13 protein-coding genes are annotated in these 15,048 nt (G+C 39.3%); 7 read left to right on the top strand and 6 right to left on the bottom strand.

The features are described from left to right. Positions 1–40 precede the first annotated feature (40 nt). Complete coding sequence (radA, locus tag ABJD64_RS03265) at positions 41–1,414, bottom strand: DNA repair protein RadA (RefSeq protein WP_348177363.1); 1,374 nt, start codon at positions 1,412–1,414, stop codon at positions 41–43. 153 nt (positions 1,415–1,567) lie between these two features. Between radA and ABJD64_RS03260 the strand changes: the two genes are divergently transcribed. The 7 genes from ABJD64_RS03260 (at position 1,568) to ABJD64_RS03230 (ending at position 10,655) form a co-directional block, all read left to right on the top strand. Continuing rightward, positions 1,568–1,786 (top strand): FeoA family protein, encoded by a 219-nt coding sequence (locus ABJD64_RS03260; protein WP_348177361.1) that lies wholly within the window; start codon positions 1,568–1,570, stop codon positions 1,784–1,786. Between the two features lie 6 nt (positions 1,787–1,792). Beyond that, positions 1,793–3,904 (top strand): ferrous iron transport protein B, encoded by a 2,112-nt coding sequence (gene feoB, locus ABJD64_RS03255; RefSeq protein ID WP_348177359.1) that lies wholly within the window; start codon positions 1,793–1,795, stop codon positions 3,902–3,904. A gap of 3 nt (positions 3,905–3,907) precedes the next feature. Further along, entirely contained in the window at positions 3,908–5,728 is a 1,821-nt protein-coding gene (locus ABJD64_RS03250) for a hypothetical protein (RefSeq protein WP_348177357.1), read from the top strand. Between the two features lie 59 nt (positions 5,729–5,787). Then, positions 5,788–6,924 carry a 5-(carboxyamino)imidazole ribonucleotide synthase gene (locus tag ABJD64_RS03245; protein WP_348177355.1) on the top strand — a complete coding sequence of 379 codons (1,137 nt, stop codon included), beginning with the start codon at positions 5,788–5,790 and terminating at the stop codon, positions 6,922–6,924. Then, positions 6,925–7,407, top strand: a complete 483-nt coding sequence (gene purE, locus ABJD64_RS03240) for a 5-(carboxyamino)imidazole ribonucleotide mutase (RefSeq protein ID WP_348177353.1) — start codon at positions 6,925–6,927, stop codon at positions 7,405–7,407. It begins immediately after the preceding gene. A gap of 151 nt (positions 7,408–7,558) precedes the next feature. Continuing rightward, a complete protein-coding gene (locus ABJD64_RS03235) occupies positions 7,559–9,187 on the top strand; it encodes a hypothetical protein (RefSeq protein WP_348197920.1) in 1,629 nt (542 codons plus the stop codon). Then, positions 9,177–10,655 carry a DUF5723 family protein gene (locus ABJD64_RS03230; RefSeq protein ID WP_348177349.1) on the top strand — a complete coding sequence of 493 codons (1,479 nt, stop codon included), beginning with the start codon at positions 9,177–9,179 and terminating at the stop codon, positions 10,653–10,655. Before ABJD64_RS03235 ends, ABJD64_RS03230 begins: the two co-directional genes overlap by 11 nt. Here ABJD64_RS03230 and ABJD64_RS03225 read toward each other — a convergent pair. The 5 genes from ABJD64_RS03225 to ABJD64_RS03205 form a co-directional block, all read right to left on the bottom strand. Next, positions 10,652–11,380: a 1-(5-phosphoribosyl)-5-[(5-phosphoribosylamino)methylideneamino] imidazole-4-carboxamide isomerase gene (locus tag ABJD64_RS03225; protein WP_348177347.1), complete on the bottom strand. Its 729-nt coding sequence runs from the start codon at positions 11,378–11,380 to the stop codon at positions 10,652–10,654. The two genes, ABJD64_RS03230 and ABJD64_RS03225, sit on opposite strands and share 4 nt — an antisense overlap. A 150-nt stretch (positions 11,381–11,530) precedes the next feature. Then, entirely contained in the window at positions 11,531–12,226 is a 696-nt protein-coding gene (locus tag ABJD64_RS03220) for a response regulator transcription factor (RefSeq protein ID WP_348177346.1), read from the bottom strand. A 4-nt stretch (positions 12,227–12,230) separates the two neighbouring features. After that, positions 12,231–13,844 carry a HAMP domain-containing sensor histidine kinase gene (locus tag ABJD64_RS03215; protein WP_348177344.1) on the bottom strand — a complete coding sequence of 538 codons (1,614 nt, stop codon included), beginning with the start codon at positions 13,842–13,844 and terminating at the stop codon, positions 12,231–12,233. Between the two features lie 60 nt (positions 13,845–13,904). Further along, complete coding sequence (locus tag ABJD64_RS03210) at positions 13,905–14,618, bottom strand: YjjG family noncanonical pyrimidine nucleotidase (RefSeq protein ID WP_348177342.1); 714 nt, start codon at positions 14,616–14,618, stop codon at positions 13,905–13,907. Continuing rightward, positions 14,615–14,989 carry a metalloregulator ArsR/SmtB family transcription factor gene (locus ABJD64_RS03205; RefSeq protein ID WP_348177340.1) on the bottom strand — a complete coding sequence of 125 codons (375 nt, stop codon included), beginning with the start codon at positions 14,987–14,989 and terminating at the stop codon, positions 14,615–14,617. The genes ABJD64_RS03210 and ABJD64_RS03205 overlap by 4 nt, the downstream gene beginning before the upstream one ends. Positions 14,990–15,048: the final 59 nt, after the last annotated feature.

Genomic DNA, 15,048 nt, shown 5'->3' with positions numbered 1-15,048 from the left:
ATTCCTGAGCTGTCCCGCACCTTTTGGTGCGGGATATTTTTTAGTTTGAAAGCTTCTTAAACACTTCGGCAATGTTTTGAACCAATACTACATCAATTTTAAAATGGCCGGCAGCAAGTGTCTTAGAATTGTTTTTGGAAACAAAGATTTTTTTGAAGCCTAGCTTTTCAGCCTCTGAAATTCTGCTTTCAATCCGATTGACTGCCCTCACCTCACCACCGAGTCCAATCTCCCCTGCAAAGCAAATATCCGAACTAACCACTTTTTCCTCATACGAGGAGACAATAGAAACGGCAATACTCAAATCCAAAGCCGGATCATCAATCTTCAATCCTCCAGCTATATTTAGGAAAACGTCTTGATTGCCCAGGCGCAAACCACCTCTCTTTTCAAGTACTGCCAAAAGCATATTCAGTCGCTTGGAGTCATAGCCGGTAGTGCTTCTTTGCGGGGTACCGTAAGCTGAAGCACTGACAAGTGCCTGGGTTTCAATTAGCAAAGGTCTGTTTCCTTCGATAGAGGCTCCTATCGTCACCCCACTCAGTTCACTATCCTTGTGTGCAATCAATATTTCTGAAGGATTAGATACCTGACGCATGCCTGAACCTGACATTTCATAAATGCCAAGTTCAGATGTAGAACCAAATCTGTTCTTGATTGTTCGAAGAATACGATAACTCAAATGTCTATCTCCCTCGAATTGCAATACGGTATCTACCATATGCTCTAATACCTTAGGTCCGGCAATTGTTCCCTCTTTGGTGATATGCCCAATTAAAAATACCGGGACATTGCTTGTTTTGGCAAATTGCAGCAATTCTGCCGTGCATTCCCTCACCTGACTAACGCTTCCCGCAGAGCTGTCCACCTTGGCGGAAAACAAGGTTTGAATGGAATCAATAATTAGAACATCCGGATTAATTTGTTTGATCTGTTGGAAGATATTAGTCAAGGAAGTCTCAGATAACAACAAACAATTAGCTGACTGAGCTTGCATTCGATCTGCTCGCATTTTGATCTGCTGAGGACTTTCTTCTCCAGAAACATATAGAATTTTCTTATCCGTAAGGCCTAAGGCCACCTGGAGAAATAAAGTGGATTTGCCTATGCCAGGCTCACCGCCAATCAAAACCAAAGAACCCGGAACAATCCCTCCACCCAATACACGATTAAATTCTGCATCCGGGGTCTTGTATCTTACACTATCTTCGGCCTTTATCTCCTGAATCGAAAGAGCTTGATTAGGCCTGGTATTCTTTTCTCCTTCTGTCCAGATTTTTGTATTACTAGTGGGCTGAGAGACTACCTCTTCCACATAAGAATTCCATTCGTTGCAGGAAGGACATTTCCCAATCCATTTAGGTGATTGTGCTCCACAGTTTTGACAGAAAAACGCAGTTTTAGTTTTGGCCATAGGGTGCTAATATTTCAGATGACAATTTAGTTTGAATTTTAAAAACAAATGAGAATTTTAAGTCAATGACCTTTGTCATAAAATTAGACTTGCTGGCTATTGTCAAATCACATAGTTTTGCTCTTATTTTTAATAATTCTAAATAAGAGATTTATGCGATCGGTGGCACAGCTCAGACCTGGGGAAAAAGGAATTGTAAACAACTTTACTAATGAGTACATCTCTTTGAAATTATTAGAAATGGGTGTACTACCTGGCACAGAAGTAGAAATGAAATTTGCAGCTCCGCTCGGAGACCCTATCTGTATTCGTGTTTCGGGCTATGACCTTTCTTTGCGAATAGAAGAAGCTTCAACCATTACTTTATCTTAGACAGCTATGAGCAGCACGCCTCTGAATGTCGCCCTCGTCGGCAACCCAAATGCTGGTAAAACTTCCGTATTCAACCTGCTTACAGGTATGAATCAGAAGGTAGGAAATTTCCCTGGAGTCACCATGGACAAGGTAAGTGGGTCATTCAGAGAGAATGGCTCTTTGGCCAATGTCATTGATTTGCCCGGTACATATAGCATCTACCCAAGATCTATGGATGAGCGTGTGGTATTTGATGTATTGAGTGACAAAAATGCCCATGATTTCCCCGATAAAATAGTAGTCATTGCGGACGCCTCCAATCTGGAGCGAAACTTATTGCTCTTTACAGAAATTCAGGATCTCGGCCTTCCAACCATATTGGCACTTTCGATGCTCGATGTAGCAAACAGAAGCGGATTAAACATTGATTTGCGAGCTTTGGAGGAAGAGTTCAGTACCACTGTATTAACCATAAATGGACGAACTGGTGAAGGGATTGCCGAGTTGAAAAAGATTCTTTGTTCGGATGTAGCTTCGAATACAGACCTCTTTTATGACATCAATGAACTATCACCGGAAATCATTCCTGTAATCAGGGAAAAATTTAAGCTAGACAATGATTATGTAGCTTATCAATATGCTCAGCAGACTTATAGCAAAAGCTTTCTAACCAATGATGACAAGAAATTCATTGCTGATAAAAAGTTAGAATACAATTTCTGTGATCGTCAATTTCAAACCACAGAAACGGTAGAACGCTACAAAATAATTCGAGAAAAGTTAGCCAAAATTGTCACTAAAACTGACCTCAAAACAACAGCCACTCGGAATCAGAATATTGACAAAATACTGACGCACAAAATCTATGGGTACGTCATATTTTTTGCCATCTTGTTCGCGTTGTTTCAATCCATTTTTGCCTGGGCAGAGCCCTTCATGGATTACATAGATTTTGGTTTTGCCAAATTAAGTAGTTGGGCCAAGGCCTATCTGCCACCTGGAGTATTCACGGATTTGATTGCGGAAGGCATCATTCCAGGGCTCGGCGGAGTAGTCATCTTCATTCCACAGATTGCCTTGTTATTCTGCTTTATAGCCATTCTGGAAGAATCCGGATACATGGCGCGAGTCGTATTCCTGATGGATAAAATCATGCGCAAATTTGGACTAAATGGAAAAAGTGTGGTGCCCCTGATTTCAGGGGTGGCCTGTGCCATACCGGCTATTATGGCTGCACGTAACATTGAAAGTTGGAAAGACAGAATAATCACCATATTCGTCACACCATTCATGAGCTGCTCCGCACGCCTACCGGTTTATGCCATATTGATTGCTTTGGTCATCCCCAATGAATACATCTTTGGCTTTATGAGTGTTCAGGGACTAGCGCTAATGGCGCTCTACCTGATCGGATTTTTAGGGGCTATATTATCGGCTATGCTGATGAAGACCATATTAAAAGTGAAAGAGCAAAGTTACTTCATCATGGAGCTGCCAATCTACCGCTGGCCGAAATGGAAAAATGTTTGGATTACCATTTTTTCAAAAAGCAAAACCTTTGTGTTTGAGGCTGGGAAAATTATTTTGGCCATTTCTATTATTCTTTGGGTACTGGCATCTTATGGACCTGGTGAAAATTTTGATCAGGCCGAAAAAAGAATAGTTCAACAATACCCCCATCTGGAAATTGATTCGCCTGAGTTTGACGATCTACTGGGTGCTTATAAACTAGAGCACTCCTACGCTGGTATTCTTGGGAAATCCATTGAGCCAGCCATCAGGCCATTGGGTTATGATTGGAAAATCGGTATCGCGTTGATTACCTCATTCGCGGCGCGAGAAGTTTTTGTTGGTACTATTGCAACCATCTATAGTGTAGGGTCTGGGGCAGAAGATGAATCTACAATTAAGGATAAGCTCAGAGCGGAAATCAATCCATATACCGGTCAACCTATGTATTCGATTGCCCTAGGAGTATCTTTAATGTTGTTTTATGCGTTTGCTATGCAATGTATGAGCACATTAGCAGTCGTATACCGCGAGACAAAGTCCTGGAAATGGCCTATGCTGCAACTGGTTTACATGTCTGCAGTAGCATACATTTTTGCATTTATAGCCTATCAATTGTTGAAATAACTCATGCCCAATTCCAGTAGTTCACCAGTCCTAGATTATTTTAAAAAACGTGTAGCCTCTTTACTTGAACAATCCAACAATCTTGAGAAAAGAACTAATACTCTCTCATGGATTCGGGTACTCATCTTTGTGCTTTTTTTAGTTTCCTTCTTCTACTTCGCTAATATCAGAGAAGTACAGTACATGTTTCTTACTTTTTTTGTCTTTGTCCCATTTTTTGGTTGGATTGTCAGAAAGCATAATCGAGCAAAATTTGCACTATCACAACATCAATATCTATTGGAGATTAATCAGAACGAAATAAAAAGAACTACAGGTTCTTTATCAAGTCTGGATAGTGGCGTGGAGTATATGGACACACATCACGAATACGCCCCTGATTTGGACCTTTTCGGCTCCAATTCTCTTTTTCAATTATTGGTTAGAAGTAGACTCTTAGGCTCCAGGGAGTTAATTAAAAACTGGCTACTCAAAAAATCCTCCAAAGTCGAAATCGAAGAAAGGCAAATTGCTCTGACGGAGCTCGAAAAGGACACTGAATGGAGACAAAACCTCACAGCGTATGGCTATCACGGAGATCAGCAGGATAAGAAATATTCAAATGTGGTGCTCTCATTGATTCAATGGATCGACGATAATCTTGGCCTGATGGAAAAGCCCTTTTGGGCCATAGCACGTTATGTAATGCCCACCTCGTCTTTAACTATACTCTTTGGAATTGGATTTTTGGCCTGGCCCTATCAATGGATCTATTTACCCATTTTGATCAGCCTGGCATTATTATTTTTTATTTTCAAACCACTAATGACCCTTACCAAAGAGTTTGGGAACCTTGCTTCTTTCCTTAGAGGTTATGAAAATGTAATTTCAGAAATTGAGAAAAAGGCTTTTCAATCTCCACTCTTGATCAGATTTCATAACCAGCTCAGGTCAGAAAAAAATTCAGCATCCAGTTCCATTAAGTCGTTAAGAAGGATTCTGATGTTTTTACTCAGTCGCGCCAATATTTTCTACTCAATTTTTAATCTCTTGTTTTTGCTTGACGTCAATTGGCTCTTAATGGCCTTGAATTGGAAAAAGAAGAACATTAGTCATGTAAAGGATTGGTTCGATGCGGTGCATCAAATCGATGCACTAAGTGACATGGCTTCTTATGCATTTGCCAATTCAGACTTTGTTTACCCACAGGTATCTGAACATAAACATCTGCTGGTTGCTGAGGAAATGGGTCATCCTTTGATTAAATCAACCCAGCGAGTAAGCAATAATTTCACGTTATCAGATAAAGGGAAACTAGCGTTGGTAACAGGTTCCAATATGTCTGGAAAAAGCACCTTCTTGAGAACAATTGGTGTCAATTTGGTTCTTGCACAAATGGGAGCCCCAGTTTGCGCTAAAAGCTTTACGTTTACTCTCGCTCAAATTTTTACCAGCATGCGAACCCAAGATAATCTAGAAGAAAATGTAAGCTCCTTCTATGCGGAACTTCAGCGACTAAAAAATCTTTTAGACCTTCTGCAAGATGGAGTACCTGTTTTCTATATGCTGGACGAAATACTCAAAGGAACTAATTCAGAAGATCGACATAAAGGTGCTCTATCGTTAATCGATCAACTGATTAAAGAAAACTGCCGTGGTCTTATCTCTACACATGACATCCAACTTTCCACACTGTCTAAAAATCAACCCAATATTCAGAATATGAGTTTCAACAGTACCATTGTTGATGACGAAATTCTATTTGACTACAAACTCAGTCTTGCACCGTGCGGTAGCTTCAATGCGAGCAAGCTGATGGAAAAGATGGGAATTATCAAAAAATAAGATTTCTTTCTCGGATTACGCTGTTTAGCTTTGCGCGTATTAACAATAGAGAATAATTCATGAGCTTTGATCCAAATGTAAAAGTAGGTGTTTTAGGCGGTGGCCAGCTTGGTCGTATGATGATTCAGTCAGCCATTGATTTGAACCTGGGAATCAAGGTGATGGATCCCGACCCAAATGCTCCATGCAAATCCCTGGCCAATGAATTTGTGAATGGAGACATCAGGGATTACGATCAGGTGCTATCCTTTGGCAAGTCCTGCGATATCATTACGGTAGAAATTGAAAACGTAAATATTGAAGCGCTCGAAGAACTGGAGAAGAAGGGAAAGAAAGTTTATCCTCAGCCACATGCATTAAAACTAATCAAGGACAAGGGAATTCAGAAGCAATTTTATTTGGATCACAGTATTCCTACATCAGAATTTGTTTTAACCAATTCACTAGAAGAATTATATCAACATGTCAATTTTTTGCCGGGTGTTCACAAGCTAAGAACCGAAGGATATGACGGGCGAGGAGTTCAAGTCATTAAAACCGAAGCCGATTTCAGCAAAGGGTTTGATAAGCCAGCACTGATTGAAAAATTTGTCGATTACGATAAGGAAATATCTGTAATTGTAGCCAGAAACGAGAAAGGAGATATGACTACCTATCCTGTTGTGGAGTTGGAGTATCACCCTGAAGCAAATCTGGTCGAGTTTCTGTTTTCTCCCTCTGGCTTACCCGAAGACATTAAAATACAAGCCAGAGAGTTAGCGAAAAAAGTAATCTCCTCGCTGGACATGGTCGGACTACTGGCTGTAGAGATGTTCGTGACAAAACAGGGAGAGGTCATCGTAAATGAATGTGCCCCTCGTACCCATAATAGTGGTCATCATACCATTGAAGGTAATGTAACCTCGCAATTTGAACAGCACCTCCGAGCCATTTTGAATTTGCCTCTAGGAGATACAGCCATCAAGGGGTCATCAGTGATGATCAATCTTTTGGGGGAAGACGGTTACGACGGCCTGGCTCAATATGAAGGATTGGATGAGGCCTTGCAGATTGAGGGGCTTCATGTACATTTGTATGGAAAAAAATTAACTAAACCCTTTAGGAAAATGGGGCACGTAACTCTCGTAGGTCAAAATCTAAACGACTTAAAAACAATTGCTCGTTCTGTTAAGGAATCAATTAAAATCAAAGCATAAATGAAGCCATCTGTAGGAATTATCATGGGAAGCAAGAGTGATCTGAACATAATGAATCAGGCTGCAGAAATACTTGATGAGCTGGGAGTAGCTTATGAATTAACGATTGTCTCTGCCCATCGAACGCCACATAGGATGATAGAATATGCTGAAAATGCAAGATCGAAAGGTCTAAAAGTAATTATTGCAGGAGCAGGAGGAGCTGCTCACCTACCCGGTATGGTAGCGTCTATCACGACACTTCCGGTAATTGGTGTTCCAGTTAAATCGAGCAATTCAATTGATGGCTGGGATTCTGTACTTTCGATCCTCCAAATGCCAGGAGGAGTTCCTGTAGCAACGGTGGCTCTAGATGGAGCCAAAAATGCTGGAATTTTAGCTGCACAAATCATTGGAAGCCATGATAAGGCCTTAGCCGACAAATTAGCACAATACAAAGTTCAAATGAGGGAAAAAGTAGAAGAATCTATCCGGTCTTTATAAAATCTCTTGATATTTTTGAAAAAGAAACAATAAAGCTGATCTTAACCGTTTAGGTTTTAGTATTTCTAAAACTAGAAATATTAGTATATTGCCATTCAGCGTGGCTAAAAGTGTGGAATAAATAAAATTTGTGCAACTTATCAAACTTGTCTTGATCAAAATTAATCAGTATCTCAATGCCATTTTTTATGGGCTAATTCTGATGCTATTCTCCATGTGCAACACAGGAGAACTGGACTTCGACGATATTAAAACACCCAATCTTCAGTCGAACAATTCTGTACCAATCGGTCAGACTACCTATACAATCAAAGAGTTGATTGAAAAATTAGAGGACCCAAGTATCGAAATCACAGAAGACAATACCAAGCTTCTTTCTATAGCTTACAGAGACACCCTTACTTTCAACGACTATCTGACTGTAATACAATTAGAAGACATTAGTAATCCTGGTGTAATACAGGCCAATTCAACACCAATCGCAGGATCGCCGTCGGATCAAGACGTTCTAATACCAACACAAAACCTTTCTTTTGAATACTCTTCACCAAACAATGAAGAATTGGATTCTGTTAAATATTCGGCAGGCACCATAACCCTTGATATTCAAAATGGATATGCCACAGCCATTGAATATGAGCTGACGCTAAATGATGTAGTTAACCTTTCTACCGGTAATCCAATGGTTCTTTCTGGAACTTTGCCTGCGAGTGGAAGTGACAATATATCCGAATCGCTTATTGATCATAAAACAATTGTCAATTATGACGGTAGTAAAAATCTTTTCACCGGACAGTTTAACGGTATTCTAAAGGTCAAAACGGGAGACTTTATCAACGGCACAGAGTTCATCAATTATACGCTGACAATTACCGGTGCAGATTTCAGTGAAATATTTGGATGGTTTGGAAACAAAAACATCGCTATAGAGAGCAAAACCATTTCAGTAGACTTTTTTGATGGTATTTCTGAGAATAGTGTTGAATTCGGTGACCCACAAATCAATTTCCTAATCGACAATTCATTTGGAGTACCTATGGGATTAAATCTTGACGGCTTGTCCTCATCAAACGCCAATGGCGTAAGTGTGAACTTGTCCGGTGATATAACTGCGACTCCTCAATTAGTCAGGGCACCTAGTACGAGCCAGGTAGGTACTACTCAAAGTTCTATCATTGAGGTAAACAATACCAATTCGAACCTGCCAGATTTACTGGCAATTTCGCCAAATCAATTTGCTATCGATGTAAGCGCAACAGCAAATTACAATAATGACAGCAATACTGGCGATCGGAATTTTGTATCCTCAAGTAGTGCGGTTCAGGTGATAACTGAAATCAATTTACCTCTGAATCTTAAGTTGCAAAATTTATCCAGAGATTTCGGTACTGGCGTAGAAGGGTTCGATTTTGAGGACGCCGATACCATTAGATTAATTTTAACAACAGTCAATCAACTACCAATTGAAGGTACGATCACGATGCAATTCTTAGCCGCCGATTCGTCAGTTTTACATGAAAAACCAGACATTGCGTTCTTGCAATCTCCCGAAGTTCCTATATCAGGAAGAATAGAGGAGCCAATTACCGCAAAGGATACCGTAACCATATTTAAAGGAGAGGGAAATGGTTATCAAGAATTACTCGATGCTAGTATTCTTAATATTGTCACTAATATCACCAGCTACCAAGCCGCAGACGGCACTTATGTGAAAATATTTTCAGATTATGAATTGATCCTCAAAGTAGGAGTTCAGGCAAACACTAATTATGAATTTTAAGCTGAAAGTACTCTCCGTCATCATATTTTTCGCCTGTAGTGCAGGGGCTACAGCTGTGAATGCACAATCAGGCATTTCCCTTTATCACCTGACCAACAGTACTTATCAAGGCAGTAATTTCAACCCCGCCTTTATGCCAGAGGGAAAGGTGTTTGTTGGACTACCGGTATTATCGGGCATCATGATTGACTATAACGGCCGTATAAACTATGACGACGCAGTGACGATCAATGAAAATGGTGAAAAAGAATGGGATATTGATAAATTTGTTAGCAACGCAAAAAAAAGGAACTTCATAAGTTTTGAAGCCGAAATTTCTACTCTTCATGTAGCATGGAGAAAATCAAAAACAAGGGCCTTTTCTTTTTTTATTAGAGAAAGAATGGCAGCGCGGGGCTTTTACAGTGATAAACTGGTAAGTACGGTTTGGAATGGAAATACCTCATTAGTCGGTGATAAAATTGATCTTAGTAAGACTGCAATTGATGTAAGGTATTACAGGGAATACGGATTCGGGATATGGAGGAGCATACCAAACAGAGGGATTAATATTGGCGTTCGAGTAAAGTTCCTTAATGGTATGATCAGTGCTGTAAGTGACAACAAGTTCGACGGATCTATTGGATTCGAAGACGATAATTTTCAAGCAAATTTCGACGTGAATAATGCGGTTATTAACACATCAGGTTTTAACGTTTTTGATAGCGATCAACTTTCATCTCATCTGATCAGCAATAGTAATCTTGGAGCTGGAATCGACATCGGGGCTCATTGGAAAATCAACAAAGAGCTTTCAGCTGCTGTTTCCGTAAATGACCTAGGGTTTATCAGATGGAAGGTAGATCCGGAAAATTATCATCTGGCTGATACCACATTTAGATTTGAAGGAATAGATTTGGGTGATGTGGGAAGTTTTGAAGATGCCTACGTCGATTCACTTGAAAATAGACTGCAAGACACTACAAAACATAATGCATATACCACAGGCCTTAACACGACCTCTTATGCCAGTTTGATGTACCAACTCACGCCAAATGATAGATTTACCGGATCCATAGCTACTCATATCGTAAGAGGAAATTTCAGAATGATTTATTCAGCGGCATATACTCGGAAATTTGGTCGTGTATTAGATGTTTCTGTCAATGCATCAAGAATACCTCAACAAGGAATAGATGTAGGAATGGCTGCGGCCGTCAATTTTGGAGCGTGTCAGATCTATATGGCCTCGGACAAACTCCTTAGAATATGGGACGTGCCTAAAATCGATGCGGTTGATTTCCGCTTTGGCTTTAATTTGGTTTTTCGAGGTGGCGGAAAATCGCCAAAAGATGATAATAGTGATTTAATGCACCCGTCTCCATATGGTAAGAAAGAAAAAGTTGAAAAGAGCGATGGAATATACTGGATTATTAAAAAACAGAAACCTCGTCCTATCTACGAAAAGACCAAATTCAGAGACACTTAATTGACCCCTACAGCAAAGCCTTCAATATCTTTGAGCGTTATTTTTCCTTCATAGAAAGCTTTACCGAAGATCACACCATATACGCCAATATCCTGCAGGTGTTGTATATCGTCAACACTTCTAATACCTCCACTGGCAAACAGGCATAGGTTTGGGAATTTTTCAATTACTTGTTGATACAAACCAAACGAGGGGCCTTCCATGGCACCTTCTCTTGATATATCAGTTGTTTTCAAATACTTCAATCCTCTGGAATAAAAGTAATCTATATGCTCAAATAAATCTATTTTAGTTCCCTTTTGCCAGCCGCCGACACGAATGAGCCCATCCAGCGTATCTGCACCCAAAGCAATCTTCTCCCGACCATAAGACATCATCCAGGAAGAAAACATATCCGGATTATACACCGCAATTGTCGCTGAGGTAATACTTTCGGCTCCAAATTCAAAGCATTTTGTAATGTCTCCATCAGTATGTATGCCACCAGAGAAATTAATAGCAATGTCGGAGTAACCAGACATCATCTCAAGAATATGATAGTTTACCGGTGTGCCTTTTTTTGCTCCATCCAAATCAATCAAGTGTAATCTATTGATCCCATGATCCTCAAACTGACGAGCTAGATCTATCGGACTCTCGTTATAAATCTTACCAGAAGTATAATCACCACGAGTCAGTCGAGTCACTTTTCCGTCTTTGATTGATATTGAAGGTACTAGTAGCATACGCAATTGGGTTACAGGTAAACAAATAAAACTATAATAGAATTGCCTTGCACAAGTCCGACTTTAAAGAATTGTTAATTCTACAGGCAATTGGAAACTATCCTTAATTTCGCCCAAATAGGAAATGGGCGGATACACAATATAATAAATTTACTCCATTTTTACAAGCTTAAACCCTTGTCCGTGCACTGTTAAGATATGTACAGATTCTTCCTCTTTTAGATATTTTCTCAATTTGGCGATGTAAACGTCCATACTTCTAGCGTTGAAGTAACTATCGTCCTTCCAAATTGCCATGAGCGCAACACTACGATCCAGTGTTTCATTCATATGGTCGCAAAACAGTTTCAATAATTCGTTTTCTCTTGATGTCAGTTTGATTTCACCAGAAGGCCTCTCCAAAACACTTTTATCATATCTAAAGTGCAGAGAACCTAATTCATAAGCCGTTGTACCGGACTTCCCATTCCCATTTTTACTTGTTCTTTTCAGAATTGCCTTTATTCTGAGCAGTAACTCTTCCATGCTAAAGGGTTTGGTTAGATAATCATCAGCCCCAAGTTTAAGACCTTCAATGGCGTCCTCCTTCATGGATTTGGCTGTCAGGAAAATCAATGGAGTATTTTTATCCATAGCACGTATATCTCGGGCGAGGGAAAAACCATCCTTTTTTGGCATCATTACGTCCAGGATACAAAAGTCAAAATTTCCAGTTTGATACGCTTCAAATCCTGCTTCTCCATCTTGGCACAAAACGGTTTCATAGCCTTTGAGCTGCAAATATTCATTCAGTATCTGCCCCAGATTGGGGTCATCCTCTACAAGCAGTATTTTGATTTTGCTCATGTTTTTAGTTGTTTAATTGAAAGGGAAGAAAAACAGTGAACTCACTTCCTTTCTTCAGCTCGCTCTGAACGTATATTTCGCCCCCGTGTGCCTCAACCATATTTTTCACGTAAGCCAATCCAAGTCCAAATCCTTTTACATCGTGCAAATTTCCCGTTGGGATGCGATAAAATTTTTCAAATATTTTATTTACTACTTCTTTAGACATGCCGATACCCTTGTCAATGATTTTAATCATTATTCCTCGAGCATTATCTATTGTCATAATTTTAATTGTGGGTTCGTTTAGTGAATACTTATTCGCATTATCCAAAAGATTGTATACTATGTTGGTCAAGTGCATCTGATCTGCCGTAATGGTCTGATTTAATGCTTGCAGGTCCTTTGAAATATTTCCCCCTTTATTAGAAACCTGAATGAGAATGTTGGCCATGGCCTTCTCTATGATTTCGTGTACATTGACTTCTTCTAGTTTGAGCTTGAAATCATTTCGTTCAATCACAGCCATTTGAAGCACTTTTTCTACTTGCAATCCGAGTCTTTTGTTTTCATCGTGAATAATTCCTAAGTACCTTTCGTTTAATCCTTCGGTATTTCTGACTTGATCATCGCGTAATGCTTCGCAAGCCAGGGACACCGTTGAGATCGGTGTTTTAAACTCATGAGTCATGTTATTGATAAAATCATTTTTGATTTCTGACAGCTTCTTTTGTTTGAAAATAGTATGGATGGCATAAGAAAAGCAGACAAGTATGATTACAATAAAAATCAAAGAGGAAAGTAGCGTAACCCAAATTTTTCCTAATAGATAGGTCTTCTGATCAGGGAATCTGATCACTAAATAGCCAGCTTCACCCATTATATCGTTGGGAAATAAGCCAGCCTTCAATTCAGAATTTCGTAATTCGTCTCTACTGTCCTTGATTTGTTCAATTGTGAATTTCTCTTCAAGAGGATCAAATATTCCAAAATCATATGGTAATTCGATTCCCCTGTCCAAAAGGCTGCTTTTTAGAAGAGAATCTGCTTCTGCAACGTCAATCCGACTATCAAGTGATTTGACCCCGGCGAAAAGTTCGTGCATTGCCAGCTGTAGATATTCACTTTTTTTTGCAATCCGCTTCAGGCGCTTTTGATATTCTTCATTATCCGTAATTATAGAGTCCACTTCACCTTGCATGATATAGATTGCGGTGTTGGGATCATTAGGTAAGGTCTCCTTCAGTTTGATAGAAACATTTTTCAACTTCGGATCATCTTTTTCAGAATCAAAGTAAAAACTCAACCATTCAGGCCTCCTACTCGAGTCTTTAGCATAGTCCTGAACTTGAATAACCTTCTTTTCAAAGGTGCTTTCTATCAGTTCAAAACGAGTGGAATCACTCTCTGATGGGCTTTTAAAAGCGAAATTGGTATGGAAATTCTCAACAGCTACAACCAGAGCCTCTTTCTTTTCAAGTTTTTGTGCAACGTATGTCAAAGCATCTTGTACGTCTCTTTTAAAAGCTTCTTCGTTAGCACTGACTATACTCCCGATCCAATAGACTTGAAAAACGACAAGCCCTACTAAAGACAGTCCCATTGCTACTATCAACCCACGAATTGCCGTTTTGTTCATGGTTCAAATTTACGTTTTTGGAGATGTATTGATGATTATTTAACTTTTTTTAACTGCTGGCTAGTTCTTCAAGAGGCCTAATAATTGGATCAATTCAGTTATTTCCTTGGTGACTTCTTCCATGTGCGTATTTCCAGAAGGATTGAAATAAACCTGATCCATCCCAAAGTCTCTAGCGCCTTTGATATCAGTAAACAGATTATCTCCAATCATGAGAGATTGTTCTAACCGGGCACCAGTGTGTTTAAGGGCATATTTATAGATGCCTTCGCCCGGTTTTTTATGGCCTGCTTTTTCTGATGTAATAATCTTATCAAAATATTTGTCCAATCCAGAATGTTCCAATTTAATTGATTGCACTTCTTCAAATCCATTAGTAATTATATGCATATCATATTGGCCAACGCAATAATCTAATACTTCGAAGGCACCTTTTATAACCTGCTTTTTTTTTGAGCATTCTCTTAAAAAATTGGTGTTAATATCTGAGAGTAGCTCATCGCTCACGTTGTCCATATTGGCGCCCGCAGCCTCCATTACAATTCTGAACCTATTATTTCTGAGATAAAACTTATCAATTTTCCCTGCATCCATATCCTTCCATAGTTTGCTGTTTTCATGAAAAAAAACGTCACGAAATTGCAAGGGGCTGGCCACACCATAATTATCTAATTCATAACTGAGATATAATTCGTTTAAAGTCTCACCAGCATTAGCGTCATAATCCCATAGGGTATGATCAAGATCAAAAAATAAATACTTATAGGATTTCAATATTGGAGTGGTTTTTTATTGATAGATAATTCTCTGTTGGAGTCCAAAACTTTTAGTATTTCAAGATCCTTTTGTAATTGCTGGTCCTTATTTAAGAACTTAAAAATCTGGGAAACCATACCCATTACCTCTTCCTTAATCTGATAAAACACCCACTGGTCTTTTTTTCTTGAATTCAGCAATCCGGCATGCTTCAGATACGAAATATGCCTCGAAGTCTTAGTTTGAGTAAAGTCAAGTACGTGCTCAATATCTGATATGCTCAGTTCACTTTTATTGAACAGTAAAAACATAATTCTGACACGGGCCTCCTCAGAAAATGACTTAAATATCTGAGAGCCAAATTGAAGATTAAAATGCTTTAATTGCATGGATTCGTATTTTTGCCCTTTATTCCAACTTACTATCAGATAATAGTTTGCTGAATTAT

The organism is Reichenbachiella sp., from assembly GCF_039944555.1.
In the GTDB taxonomy this organism is placed as follows: domain Bacteria; phylum Bacteroidota; class Bacteroidia; order Cytophagales; family Cyclobacteriaceae; genus Reichenbachiella.
The sequence above is the reverse complement of the archived record's forward strand: the minus strand, read 5'-3'. Positions and strand labels throughout refer to the sequence as shown.

Bases quoted from the DNA above. Each gene is read 5' to 3' on its own strand.
- purE (WP_348177353.1), top strand. From the start codon at position 6,925: ATGAAGCCATCTGTAGGAATTATCATGGGAAGCAAGAGTGATCTGAAC.
- ABJD64_RS03230 (WP_348177349.1), top strand. From the start codon at position 9,177: ATGAATTTTAAGCTGAAAGTACTCTCCGTCATCATATTTTTCGCCTGT.
- ABJD64_RS03250 (WP_348177357.1), top strand. From the start codon at position 3,908: ATGCCCAATTCCAGTAGTTCACCAGTCCTAGATTATTTTAAAAAACGT.
- radA (WP_348177363.1), bottom strand. From the start codon at position 1,414: ATGGCCAAAACTAAAACTGCGTTTTTCTGTCAAAACTGTGGAGCACAA.
- ABJD64_RS03260 (WP_348177361.1), top strand. From the start codon at position 1,568: ATGCGATCGGTGGCACAGCTCAGACCTGGGGAAAAAGGAATTGTAAAC.
- ABJD64_RS03215 (WP_348177344.1), bottom strand. From the start codon at position 13,844: ATGAACAAAACGGCAATTCGTGGGTTGATAGTAGCAATGGGACTGTCT.
- ABJD64_RS03245 (WP_348177355.1), top strand. From the start codon at position 5,788: ATGAGCTTTGATCCAAATGTAAAAGTAGGTGTTTTAGGCGGTGGCCAG.
- ABJD64_RS03225 (WP_348177347.1), bottom strand. From the start codon at position 11,380: ATGCTACTAGTACCTTCAATATCAATCAAAGACGGAAAAGTGACTCGA.
- ABJD64_RS03220 (WP_348177346.1), bottom strand. From the start codon at position 12,226: ATGAGCAAAATCAAAATACTGCTTGTAGAGGATGACCCCAATCTGGGG.
- feoB (WP_348177359.1), top strand. From the start codon at position 1,793: ATGAGCAGCACGCCTCTGAATGTCGCCCTCGTCGGCAACCCAAATGCT.
- ABJD64_RS03205 (WP_348177340.1), bottom strand. From the start codon at position 14,989: ATGCAATTAAAGCATTTTAATCTTCAATTTGGCTCTCAGATATTTAAG.